The organism is Scandinavium hiltneri, from assembly GCF_024764835.1.
In the GTDB taxonomy this organism is placed as follows: Bacteria; Pseudomonadota; Gammaproteobacteria; order Enterobacterales; family Enterobacteriaceae; genus Scandinavium; species Scandinavium hiltneri.
The window spans coordinates 158017-173433 of the sequence record NZ_JALIGE010000074.1; the positions used below are offsets into that span (position 1 = coordinate 158017).

At 55.4% G+C, this 15417-nt stretch carries 17 protein-coding genes; 11 read left to right on the forward strand and 6 right to left on the reverse strand.

The window, feature by feature from the left end; genetic code table 11:
- Positions 1 to 6: 6 nt before the first annotated feature.
- Positions 7 to 2217, forward strand: coding sequence for a Zn(II)/Cd(II)/Pb(II) translocating P-type ATPase ZntA (gene zntA, locus MUU47_RS13730; RefSeq protein WP_258988727.1), 2211 nt, complete (start codon positions 7 to 9; stop codon positions 2215 to 2217).
- A 66-nt stretch (positions 2218 to 2283) separates the two neighbouring features.
- Here zntA and MUU47_RS13735 read toward each other — a convergent pair whose 3' ends face one another.
- The 4 genes from MUU47_RS13735 to tusA form a co-directional block, all read right to left on the reverse strand.
- A complete protein-coding gene (locus tag MUU47_RS13735) occupies positions 2284 to 3567 on the reverse strand; it encodes a TRAP transporter large permease (RefSeq protein WP_258967769.1) in 1284 nt (427 codons plus the stop codon).
- Positions 3568 to 3576: 9 nt separating this feature from the next.
- Entirely contained in the window at positions 3577 to 4086 is a 510-nt protein-coding gene (locus MUU47_RS13740; RefSeq protein ID WP_258988728.1) for a TRAP transporter small permease, read from the reverse strand.
- A gap of 23 nt (positions 4087 to 4109) precedes the next feature.
- A complete protein-coding gene (locus tag MUU47_RS13745; RefSeq protein ID WP_258988729.1) occupies positions 4110 to 5093 on the reverse strand; it encodes a TRAP transporter substrate-binding protein in 984 nt (327 codons plus the stop codon).
- Between the two features lie 313 nt (positions 5094 to 5406).
- Complete coding sequence (tusA, locus tag MUU47_RS13750; RefSeq protein ID WP_258988730.1) at positions 5407 to 5652, reverse strand: sulfurtransferase TusA; 246 nt, start codon at positions 5650 to 5652, stop codon at positions 5407 to 5409.
- Between the two features lie 185 nt (positions 5653 to 5837).
- On the opposite strand from tusA, the gene MUU47_RS13755 reads away from it, so the two are divergent.
- A complete protein-coding gene (locus MUU47_RS13755; protein WP_258988732.1) occupies positions 5838 to 6503 on the forward strand; it encodes a 7-cyano-7-deazaguanine/7-aminomethyl-7-deazaguanine transporter in 666 nt (221 codons plus the stop codon).
- Positions 6504 to 6576: 73 nt separating this feature from the next.
- A complete protein-coding gene (locus MUU47_RS13760) occupies positions 6577 to 7134 on the forward strand; it encodes a DcrB family lipoprotein (RefSeq protein ID WP_258988733.1) in 558 nt (185 codons plus the stop codon).
- A gap of 59 nt (positions 7135 to 7193) precedes the next feature.
- Here MUU47_RS13760 and MUU47_RS13765 read toward each other — a convergent pair whose 3' ends face one another.
- Complete coding sequence (locus MUU47_RS13765; protein WP_258988972.1) at positions 7194 to 8369, reverse strand: amidohydrolase; 1176 nt, start codon at positions 8367 to 8369, stop codon at positions 7194 to 7196.
- A 10-nt stretch (positions 8370 to 8379) separates the two neighbouring features.
- A complete protein-coding gene (locus tag MUU47_RS13770; protein WP_258988735.1) occupies positions 8380 to 9573 on the reverse strand; it encodes an MFS transporter in 1194 nt (397 codons plus the stop codon).
- Positions 9574 to 9725: 152 nt separating this feature from the next.
- Here MUU47_RS13770 and MUU47_RS13775 point away from each other — a divergent pair, with 152 nt between their 5' ends.
- From MUU47_RS13775 to MUU47_RS13810, 8 genes are all read left to right on the forward strand, one after another.
- Positions 9726 to 10634, forward strand: coding sequence for a LysR substrate-binding domain-containing protein (locus tag MUU47_RS13775; protein WP_258988736.1), 909 nt, complete (start codon positions 9726 to 9728; stop codon positions 10632 to 10634).
- Between the two features lie 97 nt (positions 10635 to 10731).
- Positions 10732 to 11781: an AI-2E family transporter gene (locus tag MUU47_RS13780; RefSeq protein ID WP_258988737.1), complete on the forward strand. Its 1050-nt coding sequence runs from the start codon at positions 10732 to 10734 to the stop codon at positions 11779 to 11781.
- 360 nt (positions 11782 to 12141) lie between these two features.
- Positions 12142 to 12534 carry a hypothetical protein gene (locus tag MUU47_RS13785; RefSeq protein ID WP_159769425.1) on the forward strand — a complete coding sequence of 131 codons (393 nt, stop codon included), beginning with the start codon at positions 12142 to 12144 and terminating at the stop codon, positions 12532 to 12534.
- A gap of 241 nt (positions 12535 to 12775) precedes the next feature.
- Entirely contained in the window at positions 12776 to 13498 is a 723-nt protein-coding gene (locus tag MUU47_RS13790; protein ID WP_159769422.1) for a beta-ketoacyl synthase chain length factor, read from the forward strand.
- Positions 13495 to 14280, forward strand: a complete 786-nt coding sequence (locus MUU47_RS13795; protein ID WP_374684570.1) for a lysophospholipid acyltransferase family protein — start codon at positions 13495 to 13497, stop codon at positions 14278 to 14280. The genes MUU47_RS13790 and MUU47_RS13795 overlap by 4 nt, the downstream gene beginning before the upstream one ends.
- A 33-nt stretch (positions 14281 to 14313) precedes the next feature.
- On the forward strand, positions 14314 to 14571 hold the full coding sequence (locus tag MUU47_RS13800; protein ID WP_258988739.1) for a phosphopantetheine-binding protein: 258 nt from the start codon (positions 14314 to 14316) through the stop codon (positions 14569 to 14571).
- 13 nt (positions 14572 to 14584) lie between these two features.
- Positions 14585 to 14836 (forward strand): acyl carrier protein, encoded by a 252-nt coding sequence (locus MUU47_RS13805; RefSeq protein ID WP_125354977.1) that lies wholly within the window; start codon positions 14585 to 14587, stop codon positions 14834 to 14836.
- A gap of 5 nt (positions 14837 to 14841) precedes the next feature.
- Positions 14842 to 15417 carry a COG4648 family protein gene (locus MUU47_RS13810; protein ID WP_258988740.1) on the forward strand — a complete coding sequence of 192 codons (576 nt, stop codon included), beginning with the start codon at positions 14842 to 14844 and terminating at the stop codon, positions 15415 to 15417.

The window sequence follows — 15417 nt, forward strand, 5'->3', positions numbered from 1 at the left end:
AGTGCCATGTCGACTCCAGACGCCAAAGCCAAACCCGCGCCTCAGTTCGCGAAAACGACCTTCACGCCTGCTCCGGTCACGGCACAGCACAACGATCACGGCGCTTGCTGCGGCGGCTCACAGCCGGAGTCTGCATCGGTCATCTCTCCCGCTTCCGGTATGCGTTTCAGCTGGCTGGTCAACGGCATGGACTGCGCCGCCTGTGCACGAAAAGTTGAAAATGCCGTGCGCCAGGTGAGTGGCGTCAACCAGGTTCAGGTGCTGTTCACCACCGAGAAGCTGCTGGTTGATGCCGAAAGTGATATTCGCGCGCAGGTCGAAACCGCCGTCGCCAACGCGGGCTATGTCCTGCGTAGCGAAGATGCGCCGGAAGCGCCCGCCCCTTCTCGTCTGAAAGAAAATTTACCGCTGATAGGGCTGATCGTCCTGATGGCTATCAGCTGGGGTCTGTCGCAGATAAACCCTCCGCTCGGGAATATCGCCTTTATCGCCACTACCCTGGTCGGGCTGTTACCGATTGCACGTCAGGCGCTGCGTCTGATTAAAACCGGCAGCTGGTTTGCCATTGAAACGCTGATGAGCGTGGCGGCTATCGGCGCATTATTCATAGGCGCGACGGCTGAGGCGGCGATGGTGCTGCTGCTGTTTATCATCGGCGAACGCCTGGAAGGCTGGGCCGCCAGTCGCGCCCGCAAAGGCGTCAGCGCATTAATGGCCCTGAAACCGGACACCGCTGTTCGTCTGAGAGACGGCCAACGCGAAACCGTGGCCCAACGGGATTTACGCCCGGGCGATGTGATTGAAGTCGCCGCCGGGGGCCGTCTGCCTGCGGACGGTAAGCTGATATCCGCCTTTGCCAGCTTCGATGAGAGCGCCCTCACCGGAGAATCAGTCCCGGTAGAACGCGCGGAAGGGGAAAGCGTACCGGCAGGCGCCACCAGCGTAGACCGCCTGGTGCAGCTGAGCGTGACGTCCGAACCTGGCGACAGCGCCATCGACCGCATTCTGCGCCTGATTGAAGAGGCCGAAGAGCGCCGGGCACCGATTGAGCGCTTTATCGACCGCTTCAGCCGTATTTACACCCCGGCGATTATGCTGGTCGCGCTGCTGGTTGCGATATTACCGCCGCTGCTGGCGGGCGCTGAGTGGCAGCCGTGGATTTACAAAGGTCTGACGCTGTTGCTGATTGGCTGTCCTTGCGCGCTGGTGATTTCCACCCCGGCGGCGATTACCTCGGGGCTGGCTGCAGCGGCGCGCCGGGGCGCATTGATTAAGGGTGGCGCGGCGCTGGAACAGCTCGGTCGCATTCATCACATCGCCTTCGATAAAACCGGGACGCTGACCGTCGGCAAACCGCGCGTGACAAGCATTGTGGCGCTGAACGGCACCACTGAAGACGAGCTTCTGGCGCTGGCTGCTGCCGTGGAACAAGGATCCAGTCACCCGCTGGCGACAGCAATTATCAACGAAGCGAATGCGCGTAACCTCACGCTGCCAGGGGCTCAGAACCAACGAGCGCTGGCCGGGTCCGGTATCGAAGCCGACGTGAATGGCGAGAAGGTGCTGATTTGCGCCGGGGATAAATTCCCGGCCGAAAGTCAGGCAGCGCAAATCAGGGCGCTGGAAGAAGCCGGACAAACGGTGGTGGTGGTGATTAAAAATCAGCTTCTGCAAGGCATTCTGGCATTGCGCGACACGCTACGGGACGACGCTCGCGAAGCGGTCAGCGCGCTGAATGCGCTGGGCGTTCAGGGCGTTATCCTGACCGGCGATAACCCTCGGGCAGCCGCTGCGATTGCCAATGAGCTGGGGCTGGATTTCCGCGCCGGGCTGCTGCCGGCGGATAAAGTAACCGCCGTGACCACATTGAATCAGCAGGCTCCGCTGGCGATGGTGGGCGACGGCATCAACGATGCGCCCGCGATGAAAGCCTCTACGATTGGCATTGCGATGGGCAGCGGCACGGACGTGGCGCTGGAAACCGCCGACGCGGCGCTGACCGGCAACCGCCTGACGGGTCTGGCCCAGATGATCAGCATTGCCCGCGCGACCCGCGCCAACATCCGCCAAAATATTACGATTGCGCTGGGACTGAAAGCTGTCTTCCTGGTCACTACGCTCCTCGGTATCACCGGCCTGTGGCTCGCAGTTCTGGCCGATACCGGTGCCACGGTGCTGGTGACGGCGAATGCGTTGCGGTTGTTGAATCGGAAATAGGATCGGAACGTGTAAGCCCGGTCAGCAACATTGGACTGAACGGGCCTACAACGTCTGGAAAAACGACTACATCCCCAGGGCGTGCGGAAGCCACAGTGAAATCGCCGGAATGTATGTCACCATCGCCAGCACCACCAACAGCATTGCGTAGAACGGCAGCATCGCGCGGACCACGGTTTCTATCTTCTGCTTACTCACCGCACTGGCCACAAACAGCACCGACCCCACCGGCGGCGTAATCAGGCCAATCCCCAGATTTACCATCATGATCATCCCGAAATGGACCGGATCGATTCCCAGCGCATTGGTCACCGGCAACAGCACCGGCGTCAGGATCAAAATGATCGGCGCCATATCCATCAGCGTACCAATCAACAGCAGCATGACGTTGAGATACATCAGAATCACGTACTTGTTGCTGGAAAGCGTGGTGAAGAACTCGGTGATACGCGTTGGCAGTTGCATGTAGGTCATCACCGCGCCAAACGCCGCGGCAAAGCCAATCAGGATCATCACGATACTGACCGTTTTCACCGTGCGGTACATCAGCTTCGGCAGCTCGCTCCATTTGTAGTCACGGTAGATAAACATGGTGACAAAGAACGCCCACAGGCAGGCCACCGCCGCGGATTCTGTCGCGGTGAAAATGCCGGAAAGGATCCCACCGAGAATGATGACCACCGTCATCAGCCCCCACAGCGCATCAAAGAAAATCTTAACCGCCTGGCGAAAGGGAATGACTTCGCCTTTTGGATAGCCGCGCTTTTTCGCGAAGGCGAGGCACATCACCATCAGGCTGACACCCAGCAGCAAGCCCGGCAACACCCCGGCGATAAACAGCGAGGCAATAGACACCGTGCCGCCTGCCGCCAACGAGTAAATCACCGAGTTGTGGCTCGGCGGGATCAGAATCGCCTGCACCGAACCACTGGCGGTCACCGCCGCCGCGTATTCACGCGGGTACCCTTTCTTTTCCATTTCCGGGATCATCACGCTGCCGATAGAGGCCGTATCCGCCACCGACGAACCGGAAATCGCACCGAAAAAGGTCGATGCCACAATGTTCACCAGTGACAGGCCGCCGCGAATAAAGCCCACGAACAGATAGGCGAAATTAACCAACCGGCGAGCAATCCCGCCTTCCGCCATGATCGCCCCGGCGAGAATGAAGAACGGAATCGCCAGCAGGGTGAATTTATTCACCCCGCTGGTAATCTGAATCATCAGCGCTTCCAGCGGTAACTCAATCCAGATTGCCCCTGCCACGGCGCTGAGCCCCACGGCAAAGGCCACCGGCATCCCAATAGCCAACAAAATGGCGAGGGTGAAAAGCAGAACAAACGCATCCATTTGACCCCCTTAACCGTGGTTACCGATGAGCACTATCGGGCGGTTCTCCTGAGAACCGAACAGCAGACGCTCAATGACAAACAGAATCAACACCGCCGAGCCAATCGGCAGCGGCAGATAGGTTTCACCGGAGGTCAGCAGTGGAAACTCCGCCACCGGCTGATCCCATAAATCGAGACACAGCCCGTAGCTGTACCAAAGCATCAACCCGGTAATCAGCAGCATCATGAGATCAACCAGCCGCGCCGCAGCGCGTTGCAGTACGGCGGGCAGCCGGTCGGTCAGCATGTTAACGGCGATGTGCGAACCGGCGCGGTAGCCTACCGCCGCGCCGATAAAGGTAAACGTCACCATACACAGAATAGCCACTGGCTCCGGCCAGGATTCGCCCTGGTTGAGCACGTAGCGGGAAAAAATGCCGATGGGGATAACGATGGTCATCACCAGCAGCGACACGCCGGCGACCCACATCGCCAGCATGTACAGCTTATCCATCACTTTTGAAAAGGATTCAGACATAGGTCCTCCGTCCGACGTGAAAATCACTGGACGTCAGCGATGGCTTTCATCAGATCCTGATGCTTTTCGCCATAGGCTTTACGCACCGGCTCCGTCGCCTGGACGAAGTACGCTTTGTCGATGTCGTGGAACTGCACGCCACCCGCTTTCATTTTTTCCAGCGCCTGTTTGTTGTAGGCGTTCCACAGCTCGCGCTGTTCCATTTGGGCTTCGCGGGCCAGCGTCAGGATTTTTTGCTGCTGATCGGCGTTGAGTTTGTCCCATTTCACTTTGGAATAGAGCAGCATTTCCGGGGTGATGAAGTGGCCGCTGAGGGTGTAATGCTTCGCTACCGGCATGTAGTTGTGGGCGATAAAGGTTGGCGGGTTGTTTTCGGCACCGTCGATAACGCCAGTCTGCATACCGCTGTAAACTTCGCTCACGCCCATCGCGACAGCGTTAGCGCCCATGTCTTTCAGGGTATCAATCGCCACCGGACTGCCCTGAACGCGGATTTTCATCCCTTTCAAATCTTCCGGTTTGGTGACCGGCTGTTTGGTAATCAGGTTACGGGTACCGGAATCCATCCAGCCGAGGAACACCAGCTTGGATTTCGGGTTGTTGGTGAGCTTGTCGCCAATCTGTTTGCCAATATCGCCGTCGATAACCTTGTGCATATGATCTTCATCGCGGAAGACGTACGGCAGGGTGAACACTTCGATGTCCGGCAGAATAGCCGCCACGGGCGCCATCGATACGCGGATAATGTCGATGGCCCCCATTTGCGCCTGCTCAATCATTTGCTTTTCATCGCCCAGCACGCCGCCCGGGAAGACTTTAATCTCCAGGTCGCCGTTGGTTTGCTGTTTGAGTTTTTCACCCATGTGCTGGACCGCCACCACGTTCGGGTAGCCTTCAGGATGGACATCGGCGGCGCGAATGGTTTGTGCTAAAACCGAAGGCGTAAAGCAGAGTGCTGCGGTGGAAAAGCATAAAGCGGCCACAAATGGCCTTACAGTCATTTTCATCGGTCGGCTCCAGAGTAATTAATAAAACGTTGTTTTAGTTTTGCGTTTAAAAATTAGCCTGCCGCTGGAAAAACGACGGTGAGACGCCTCACAAAAGCTACAAATGTGAAACGATGGTTTAGTGATTTGATAACGATATTTCAGGGTAGATCACAGTTTCTACCCTCAGATGTCTGGCTCATCAGGCGTAATTGTTGCCGTCAGTTTGGACACGGACAGCGCGGAAAAACCGGAGCGTACACGGAGTACGTGAGGATTTTGAGCACTGCCCAGGGCCAAAATGGCAAATAAAATAGCCTGATGGGTCAGACACTCAGTGGTTTTTGCGGATCAGATAGCGATAAGGCAGGCTTTCGGTCTGTTGCGCAATCAGCTCATGGTCCATAAAGCGGCAGAAGCCAGGAATATCGCGGGTCGTCGCCGGGTCGTCCGCCACAATCAGCAGCGTTTCGCCGACGGGCAGGGTGCGCACGGTTTTGCGTACCATCATTACCGGCTCGGGGCAGCGCAGGCCCTGTGCATCAAGGGTGTGGTCAGCAGCAGAAAAAATGTCGCTCATGGTTCACTCAGTCAGTCAAAAAACCGCCCTAGTTTACCGCCAGTTATTCGTGACGCAAGGCAGGTTAACGATTGCGCGAAAATTAGCCGTTGCAAAGCGCACATAACGCAGTATCATGCGGCGGTTTTTAGCGTTTCAAGACACACATTGGGTTCCCTCACCCCAACCACTAAAAAGGCTACAACATGATGCAGTTCTCTCAAGCACAGCGCGTAAAAGCGTTGTTTTGGCTTTCGCTTTTTCATCTGCTGGTGATCACCTCCAGTAACTATCTGGTGCAGCTGCCGGTCTCCATTTTTGGTTTTCATACCACCTGGGGCGCGTTTAGCTTTCCCTTTATTTTCCTCGCAACCGACCTGACCGTGCGTATCTTTGGCGCGCCGCTGGCCCGTAAGATTATCTTTGCGGTCATGGCGCCTGCGCTGCTGATTTCCTACGTTATTTCGTCGCTGTTTTATATGGGCGAATGGCAGGGTTTTGCCGCACTCACCAGCGTTAACCTGTTTGTTGCCCGTATCGCCGCCGCAAGCTTTATGGCTTACGCATTGGGGCAGATCCTTGACGTTCACGTCTTCAACCGCCTGCGACAGAACCACCGTTGGTGGATGGCGCCAACCGCCTCCACACTGTTCGGTAACGTCAGCGACACCCTCGCGTTCTTCTTCATCGCCTTCTGGCGCAGTCCCGATCCGTTCATGGCTTCGCATTGGGTCGAAATCGCGCTGGTTGATTACACCTTCAAGGTGCTTATCAGCCTGCTATTCTTCCTGCCGATGTACGGCGTGGTGTTGAATATGTTGTTGAAAAATCTGGCAGATAAATCTGAAAACCCAGCTTTTCAAGCGGGTTAAAGGTTCGTGCAGTGGGTTGTGATAAGATAAGCTGATGTGCCATTAATGGCCGTTTATCAAAAGGAAGATGTCAATGCGCAATTTGGTTAAATACGTCGGTATTGGCCTGCTGGTAATGGGCCTTTCTGCCTGTGACAACAGCGACAGCAAAGCCCCGGTTCAGGGAGCAGCCGCCGAAAGCAACGCCGCTGCACAGCCTGTAAAACTGCTGGATGGCAAACTCAGCTTCTCCCTGCCGGCCGATATGACCGATCAGAGCGGCAAGTTGGGCACTCAGGCTAACAACATGCATGTGTACTCCGATGCAACGGGCCAGAAAGCGGTTATCGTGATTGTCGGCGACAACTCCAATGAAGACCTGAGTGTACTGGCTTCCCGTCTGGAAGCGCAGCAGCGTAGCCGCGACCCTGAGCTGCAGGTTGTGACCAACAAATCCATTGAGCTGAAGGGCCAGACACTTCAGCAGCTCGACAGCATTATCTCTGCCAAAGGCCAGACCGCGTACTCTTCCGTGGTCTTGGGCAAAGTGGACGGCAAACTGCTGACCCTGCAAATCACGCTGCCTGCTGACGATCAGCAGAAAGCGCAGAGCACCGCAGAGAACATCATCAATACCATCGTCATCAACTAAGTTAGCCTGCTGACGACACAGCCTCCGGTTTCGCGACCGGGGGCTTTTTTTGACCTGAGTTAACCCAACAAGGGGCTAATTAAACTCAGATGCGTTTTCACGCCCACTTTCAGGGCTTCTTCGTCTAAGCGGAAATGTGGGTTATGGACGTTCCACACCGCACCGATCTCGGGGTTTCTACTGCCCACGAAAATAAAGCAGCCAGGAACATGCTGCTGGTACGACGAGAAATCCTCGCTGCCAAACAGCGGCGTCGTAACCGTCTGCAATGTCTGCGAAGGGAAATGCTGGCTAATAACCTGCCGGGCAATGTCACAGGCGGCCGCGTGGTTATTACCCACGGCATACCCGGGCTGCCACTGGATTTCAACGCTCGCGCCATGAGCATCGGCGATGCCCTCAATCACCTGCTGCATCAGCTGCGGTACGCGTTCACGCACTTGCTGATTATGGGTGCGTAGCGTGCCGGCCAGACGGGCGCTATTCGGAATAACGTTGTAGCTTTCACCCGACTGGAAAGTGGCAATGGTCAGCACTGGCGCATGCAGCGGGTCCAGCTTCCTCGCCACAATTTGCTGCAATGCGCTGACCATTTCTGCGCCAATCACAATCGGATCCACGCACAGATGCGGCATTGAGCCGTGGCCGCCTTTACCGGTGATAACAATATCGAAATTATCACTTGAGGCGCTGAACACACCGTCTTTGAGCGACAGGGTGCCGGTAGGTTTGTCCGGCATCACATGCAGGCCAAAAATGTACTCCACATCGCTTAGCACACCCAGCTCAACCAGCTCCTGCGCACCACCCGGCGGCACTTCTTCCGCATGCTGAAAAATGAAGCGCACCGTGCCTTTGAGCTGTGCCTGAAAATGGCACAGCACTTTCGCCGCCCCCATGAGCATGGCCGAGTGGGCATCATGTCCACACGCATGCATTACGCCAGGTTTACAGGACGAAAACGCTTCACCGCTTTCCTCCTGAATCGGTAACGCATCAATATCGGCACGTAATGCCCATACCGGCCCCGGCAGCTGACCACGCAGCTCGGCTACCACGCTGTTCGGCGTTAAGCGACGCAGCTCAAGTGGCCTAAAGGTCGCCAGTTCCGCCGCAATATAATCCGCGGTGGCTTGCTCATGGAAAGAGAGGTCCGGATTAGCATGAATATGCTGACGCCAGCGCGACACATCGCGGGCCACTTCGTCGGTCAAAATATCAATATTAAAAGTCATCATGATTCCCTTATTCAGCCACAAGATTTAAGGCCGATTTCTTTGTCATCAGCGGCAACACCGCCAGCGCGGAGCAGACCATGGATAAGGCCAGGAAAATAAACGTCGAGTAATAGTCATGGCTGTTGCTAATCAGGTATCCCATTACAATCGGCGAGACAAAACCGCCCAGCGTGCCGCCCGTATTAATCAGGCCCATAGCGCCCCCCATGGTTTCGACGGGCAGACGTTTCATTGGCAAGGTGAAGACGGTGACGAAACTGCCCATCAAGAAGACCTCGCCAAAGAATAAAAAGACGCTGGCGGCCATCGCGGAGGCGGTGTGATAAATCGTGAAAATGCATAACGCGCTGATGAGCGAGCAGATGACGATCACCCGAGGTTCTCGCCCCTGAAAATACTTACCGACCAGCCAGCCGGTCCCCAGGGAAGAAATCCAGATCCCCAGACCGCCGGCGGCAATCACCAGCCCTGAGGTCTCAAGCGGCATATGGCGCTGCTGCACCAAAAACTTCGGCAGCCACGCCAGCAGGCCATAGCTGGGAATGTTGATGCAGAAAATGGCGATGAACAGCAGCACGACCGTCGGGTTTTTCAGCAACGCGCGAAAGCTGGCGTTTGTTTTGGTTTTGACCGCCACCTGCGGTTTTTGTACCAGCATAAAAATGACGATAGCCACCGCGCAGGCCAGTAACCCCAGGCCGGCAAACGAGGCCCGCCAGCCGATGTGTGTCAATGCGCTGACAGCCACCATCGGGCCGATAGTCATCGCCAGCCCCGCAGACGACAGTAAAAAGGACTGGGCAAAGGTGCGTTGCTCAACGCTGAAATTGCTCGCCACCGCTTTGGCACATGAACACGGATAGCCAGAATGTCCCACGCCAGAAAGAAAGCGGAACATGACCAACAGCCCGAAACTCAGGCCCAGCAAGCCGAAGCACAATGCAAATCCCCCGAGCAGACACAGTGAAAGAAGCAGCATCGTGCGAAAACCAATGCGATCGTTTAACCAGCCAGCCGGGATTTGAAACAGTGAGTAAGAAAGGAAGAAAATACCGGTGATATAACCCAGTTGCTGGGTAGAAACGCCAAACTCTTTTTCAATCGGTATTAATGCGAAACCCATCACTGTTTTATCTATATAGACAATGACATAGCCAAGAAATAACAGGAAAATCATCAAGGAATGGTTTTTCTTCATCATGGTGTTCCTTAAGCGGAATTCCGTCCCAGGCGCCAGGCCCGTGAGTGTTCGCATTCATACTGAGAACGCGAGAGTTATCTAAGCAGTGCGGCGCATCGCACAAAAGATGCAATTTTGTTTGGGGTGATGCTTTTTATTGATAGGGTGTGCGTATGAAATATTTGCCCAAAATTCAGCAGTTACATGTCTTCAGACAAGTGGTTCGCAGCCGCAGCATCCGTGCGGCCGCGCGCGTCATGGGACAATCTCAACCCGCCGTGAGCAGGACGTTACGAGAGCTGGAGCAAACTTTATCGGCGCAACTTTTTTTGCGCGGTAACGAAGGCATCACCTTAACCGAAGCGGGAGAAGCGTTTTCTCGTCGCGCAGAGTGGATTCTGGAAGAACTCCAGCGCGCCGCCGAAGAGGTGGAGCAGATTAACCACTTCTCGCAGGGCAAACTGAACATCGGTTTTTCATCATTGATTGCGCTGAGCGTCTTCCCGTCAGTGGCGGACAGTTTTAAATCCCACCTGCCGCAGGCCAATTTGCATATCAAAGAGGGTCAACTGTCAACGCTGCTGCCCCTGCTGCAACAGGGAGAGCTGGACCTGGCAATTGGCACCATCAACCCTGCAAGGGTGCCGGAAGATATTATTGTCGAGCCGCTGTTTAACGCCCCGTTTTGTGTGATTGCTCGACGTGGACATCCACTGGCAGAAGCCACAACGCTGGCAGATCTGCGCCGGGCCAAATGGTTGTTGCCAGAGGCAAACCTCGGTTACTACCAACAGCTTCAGGATGAGCTTAATGAATTTTATGGGCAGATGCATGAAGCCCCAATCCGCACAGACTCCGTCATTTGCGGGCTGAATATGGTCCTGCATTCGGATTATTTAACCATCGTCGCTCGCGCCATGAGCACCCCGCTCTTTTTGCAGGACAGGCTGACGGTGCTGCCAATCACTACGCTCCCCTCAGCACAATATTGCGTTATCTGGTCGCAAAAATCGGATTTAACGGCAACCGCGCGGCAATTTCTGTTGGCGTTGCGCCATGAGTGCCAACGTTATCCATGGTAGCCGCCTTCCCGGCTACAGAGAAAACCGTCCTTCTTTCCGATAGTCAGCCCAGCGGGACGCACTACACTTAATGGCGATAGCTCACAAGGAAATTGCCATGACCACACCTGCCGCTGATAAAGCGGGTTTACACATACTTCTCAAACTGGCGTCGTTGGTTGTCATCCTGGCTGGGATCCATGCCGCCGCCGACATTATTGTCCAACTTTTATTGGCCCTGTTTTTCGCCATCGTTCTCAATCCATTGGTGACCTGGTTTATCCGTCGCGGCGTCTCACGACCGCTGTCCATCGCGATTGTGGTCTTTGCGATGCTATGCGTACTCACCGCGCTGGTCGCCGTTCTGGCGGCATCCACCAGCGAATTTGTCGCCATGCTGCCGAAGTACAACAAAGAGCTGACCCACAAGCTGCTTGCCTTACAAGACTCGATGCCGTTTTTACACATGCACATGTCGCCGGAGCGTATGCTGCAACGCGTTGATTCCGACAAAATGGTCGCCTTCGCTACCACCATGATGACCCAGTTTTCCGGGGCCATGGCGAGCATCGTGCTGCTGATGATGACGGTGGTGTTTATGCTGTTCGAAGTGCGCCACGTCCCGTACAAACTGCGTTTCGCTCTGGTGAATCCGCAAATCCATATCGCCGGTCTGCACCGCGCCCTGAAAGGGGTGTCTCACTATCTGGCGCTGAAAACACTGATCAGCCTGTGGACCGGGGTGATTGTCTGGCTCGGTTTGCTGTTGCTCGGCGTGCAGTTCGCGTTGATGTGGGGCGTACTGGCGTTCCTGTTGAACTACGTGCCCAACATCGGGTCGGTGATTTCCGCCATTCCGCCAATGATTCAGGCGTTCCTGTTTAACGGCTGGTATGAGGGGCTGCTGGTTGGCGGGCTGTTCCTGGCGGTACATATGGTACTGGGAAATATGGTCGAACCACGAATGATGGGCCATCGTCTGGGCATGTCGACGTTAGTGGTGTTCTTATCATTATTGATCTGGGGCTGGCTGCTCGGCCCGGTCGGGATGCTGCTCTCAGTGCCACTCACCAGCGTGTGTAAAATCTGGATGGAAACCACCAAAGGCGGCAGTAAGCTGGCGATTTTGTTGGGGCCGGGGCGTCCAAAGAGCCGATTGCCCGGTTAATGGCATTGCCGGGTGGCGCTGCGCTTGAACGGGCCTACCTGTCTCGTACGCCCGGCATGCATCGCGCCGCCGGGCATTTCGTTTTTAATGTTTCTTCGCGCAGAAATGAATAAGCCCCTAACTAAAATTGGCATCTAATTAAAATCCAATTATCGAAATAATAATTATGCAGATTCTTATCATCGTATTAACAGATATTCCGGTTGCAGCCACTCACATACTCCCTTATCATTTTTAACCTCAAAATAACAAAAAAACACCTGTTATCGCGTAATCGAAATAACGTTCGTTCGTTGATAAAGGGTTTGGGTAATGCTTGCTTTAATCTCGCATCGCTTTACAGATTGAATGGAGTTATTGATGAAAAAGTTAGTGAAATGGTTTGCTGCCGTCGCCGTTGTCGGCGCTCTGGCGGGCTGCGTTTCTCGCACCGCGCCGATTGAAACCGTTCAAAGCCCGGTAGCCACCGGTCACACCGAAGCCCAGGTGCGTAACGCTATCTTAAAAGCGGGACTCAACCGCCAGTGGATTATGACCGATGCCGGCCCCGGCGTGATTAAAGGTCGCCAGCAGGCGCGTGACCATACCGCCAATGTTTTGATTCAGTATTCTGCCAACAGCTACATCATCAAATATGACGGTAGTACTAATCTGATGGCGGAAGGTGGTCAAATTCATAAGAACTACAACCGCTGGGTACATAATCTCGATAAAGATATTCAGATTAGCCTCTCCAGCGCCGTACAGCAGTAATCGTTATTACGGGATATTAGGTCACAGCGGCCTGATATCCCGCTGCGTTTTATGCCCCGGCGCAACATAGACCAAAATCAAGACAACTCTGCCTTACAGATATTCGCCTGTCTGCCGACAACATTGTAGGATATGAGCGCAAATAGCGGCCCCACGACAAAATGCCGCGTGAACAAAACGATAATAAATGGCATAACGTCTTCTAACGAATAAAGAGTATCGACAGACCAGGCTCGCACTGATGAATTTTGCATTAAACCTTATCGACTGGCAGGCCCGTGCGCCCGGTCTTAGCGACGACGCTCAGTGGATTCAGTGGGCGAATCACGTCCAGCCCATTGATGCCGCTGCGCCGCAGGCCAAACTGACCGCGCTGCCGATGATGACCGCGCGCCGTTTAAGCTCGGGGAGCAAACTCGCAGTGGAGTGCGGGCTGTTGATGTTACGCAAACACGCCATTGATGCGGTGCTCTACACCAGCCGTCACGGCGAACTCGAACGTAACTTCCGCATTCTCGAGGCGCTGGCGACGCAGCAATCCGTGTCGCCCACCGATTTCGCGCTCTCGGTGCATAACTCCGCCGTCGGCAACCTGACAATCGTGGCGCAACAGCCGGTGGTTTCATCGTCGCTGGCCGCCGGAAAAGACACTTTTCAGCAGGGTCTGTGCGAAGTTATCAGCCTGTTGCATGCGGGCTATAAGCGCGTGCTGATGGTTGATTTTGACGGCGCGCTGCCCGCGTTTTATCACCCGGATTTACCCGACGCTATGCCGACCTGGGCCTATGCCTGCGCGATGGTGTTCGAAGCCGGGACAAGTCTCGCCTGCTCCACACAATCCGGTGGAACGGAAGCAGAAAACGCGCTGCCGCAAAGCCTGACATTCCTGCGCCACTATCTGAATCACGACCGCGAATTCGTCATTGACGGTGAAGTCTCCCGCTGGTGCTGGAGCCGGGCATGAAAACCGTCAGTTCCCGCTTCAACCGCCTGTGGCGCATCTTCGCCACCGGGTTTTGCTTTTCGCTGTTTGGCCTCGGCGGGCTGCTGTTGTCGCTTATCTGGTTTAATATTTTATTGCTGTGCGTGCGGAATAAAGACCGTCGCCGCAGCCTGGCGCGCCGCAGCATTGCCACCAGCTTTCGTTTCTTTTTATGGGTCACGAAAGTCATGGGCGTGCTGGACTATCGTATTCACGGCGAAAATATTTTGCGCCAGGAGCGCGGCTGTCTGGTTATCGCCAATCACCCGTCGCTGCTCGATTACGTGATGCTGGCTTCGGTGATGCCCGACACCGACTGCATGGTGAAAAGCGCACTGCTGAAAAACCCGTGCATGAGCGGCGTCATTCGCAGCGCGGACTATTTGATTAACAGCCAGGCCGACACCCTGCTGCCCGCCTGCCAGCAGCGTCTGGCAAAAGGCGACACGATTTTGATTTTTCCGGAAGGCACCCGCACACGCGTGGGCGAGCCAATGACGCTCCAGCGCGGTGCGGCAAATATCGCCGTGCGTTGCGCAAGCGATGTCCGAATTGTGACGATCCAGTGCAGCGAACGCATGCTCGACAAACAGAGCAAGTGGTATGATGTACCGCCGGTGAAACCTATATTCGATGTGAATGTGTGCGAGCGTCTCGCCATCACCGACTTATATGATGCAAACTTACAAGAACCGGCTCTGGCTGCCCGGCAGCTCAACCGGCTATTTTTGTCTCAATTGCAGCAGAACAACCCGGAAAGCTGATCGGGACAGAACTATTTTTGGCAGGAATTAATGATGCAAGCCCTCTATCTTGAAATAAAAAACCTCATCATTCAGACCCTGAATCTTGATGAGCTGTCAGCGGATGATATCGACGCCGATGCCCCACTCTTTGGAGACGGCCTGGGCCTGGACTCCATTGATGCACTCGAACTGGGACTGGCGGTAAAGAATCAGTACGGCGTGGTGCTTTCAGCAGAAAGCGAAGAGATGCGTCAGCATTTCTATTCCGTCGCCACACTGGCGTCCTTTATTAACGCACAACGCGCATGAAGACGAGTCCGTTATGACTGAACAAGAAACGATTTATCAGGAAGTGACCGAGCTTCTGCACAAACTCTTCGAACTCGATCCTCAGGACATTACGCCTGAGTCCCGCCTGTATGAAGACCTGGAGCTGGACAGCATCGACGCCGTCGACATGGTGGTCCACCTGCAGAAAAAAACCGGAAAGAAAATTAAGCCTGAAGAATTCAAATCGGTCCGCACCGTACAGGATGTGGTCGATGCCGTAAGCCGTCTGCTGCACGACGAATAATTCAGATGCGCAGCTTACGCTCGCTGCCGCTGATGCGGCTGGCGACAGGGGCCATTGTTCTGGCCTGGCCGCTTCTGGTTGGCTTTGGTCTGGCGCATAACGGCTTACACTGGCTGTTGCCGGTGATGGCGCTGCTGCTGTTGCTGCGTCTGTTCCAGGTGCGCAAACAGGCCGGGCCGATGCGCCGGGTGCTGCAAATTGTGGCGCTCGCCGGAATTGCCCTGTGCGCTGCCAGCGCATTGCTGAAAGCGCACCAGCTGCTGCTGTTCTATCCGGTGGTAGTGAACGCGGTCATGCTCGCGGTATTCGGCGGCTCGCTGTGGAGCGACATGCCGCTGGTTGAGCGTCTGGCACGCCTGCGAGAGCCGGAATTGCCCCCCGCGGGCGTGCGTTATACCCGTCAGGTGACCCGCATCTGGTGCCTGTTTTTTATCGTGAACGGATCGATTGCCCTCTTCACCGCCCTGCAGGGCGACATGCGGCTGTGGACCGCGTGGAACGGCGTCATCGCCTACCTGCTGATGGGCACCCTGATGACCGGTGAATGGCTGGTTCGCAGACGTTTGATGAAAAGAGATTAA

What these genes read in the sequence shown, in the direction of transcription:
- zntA (WP_258988727.1), top strand. Translation starts at nt 7, where the DNA reads ATGTCGACTCCAGACGCCAAAGCCAAACCCGCGCCTCAGTTCGCGAAA.
- MUU47_RS13735 (WP_258967769.1), bottom strand. Translation starts at nt 3,567, where the DNA reads ATGGATGCGTTTGTTCTGCTTTTCACCCTCGCCATTTTGTTGGCTATT.
- MUU47_RS13740 (WP_258988728.1), bottom strand. Translation starts at nt 4,086, where the DNA reads ATGTCTGAATCCTTTTCAAAAGTGATGGATAAGCTGTACATGCTGGCG.
- MUU47_RS13745 (WP_258988729.1), bottom strand. Translation starts at nt 5,093, where the DNA reads ATGAAAATGACTGTAAGGCCATTTGTGGCCGCTTTATGCTTTTCCACC.
- tusA (WP_258988730.1), bottom strand. Translation starts at nt 5,652, where the DNA reads ATGAGCGACATTTTTTCTGCTGCTGACCACACCCTTGATGCACAGGGC.
- MUU47_RS13755 (WP_258988732.1), top strand. Translation starts at nt 5,838, where the DNA reads ATGATGCAGTTCTCTCAAGCACAGCGCGTAAAAGCGTTGTTTTGGCTT.
- MUU47_RS13760 (WP_258988733.1), top strand. Translation starts at nt 6,577, where the DNA reads ATGCGCAATTTGGTTAAATACGTCGGTATTGGCCTGCTGGTAATGGGC.
- MUU47_RS13765 (WP_258988972.1), bottom strand. Translation starts at nt 8,369, where the DNA reads ATGACTTTTAATATTGATATTTTGACCGACGAAGTGGCCCGCGATGTG.
- MUU47_RS13770 (WP_258988735.1), bottom strand. Translation starts at nt 9,573, where the DNA reads ATGATGAAGAAAAACCATTCCTTGATGATTTTCCTGTTATTTCTTGGC.
- MUU47_RS13775 (WP_258988736.1), top strand. Translation starts at nt 9,726, where the DNA reads ATGAAATATTTGCCCAAAATTCAGCAGTTACATGTCTTCAGACAAGTG.
- MUU47_RS13780 (WP_258988737.1), top strand. Translation starts at nt 10,732, where the DNA reads ATGACCACACCTGCCGCTGATAAAGCGGGTTTACACATACTTCTCAAA.
- MUU47_RS13785 (WP_159769425.1), top strand. Translation starts at nt 12,142, where the DNA reads ATGAAAAAGTTAGTGAAATGGTTTGCTGCCGTCGCCGTTGTCGGCGCT.
- MUU47_RS13790 (WP_159769422.1), top strand. Translation starts at nt 12,776, where the DNA reads ATGAATTTTGCATTAAACCTTATCGACTGGCAGGCCCGTGCGCCCGGT.
- MUU47_RS13795 (WP_374684570.1), top strand. Translation starts at nt 13,495, where the DNA reads ATGAAAACCGTCAGTTCCCGCTTCAACCGCCTGTGGCGCATCTTCGCC.
- MUU47_RS13800 (WP_258988739.1), top strand. Translation starts at nt 14,314, where the DNA reads ATGCAAGCCCTCTATCTTGAAATAAAAAACCTCATCATTCAGACCCTG.
- MUU47_RS13805 (WP_125354977.1), top strand. Translation starts at nt 14,585, where the DNA reads ATGACTGAACAAGAAACGATTTATCAGGAAGTGACCGAGCTTCTGCAC.
- MUU47_RS13810 (WP_258988740.1), top strand. Translation starts at nt 14,842, where the DNA reads ATGCGCAGCTTACGCTCGCTGCCGCTGATGCGGCTGGCGACAGGGGCC.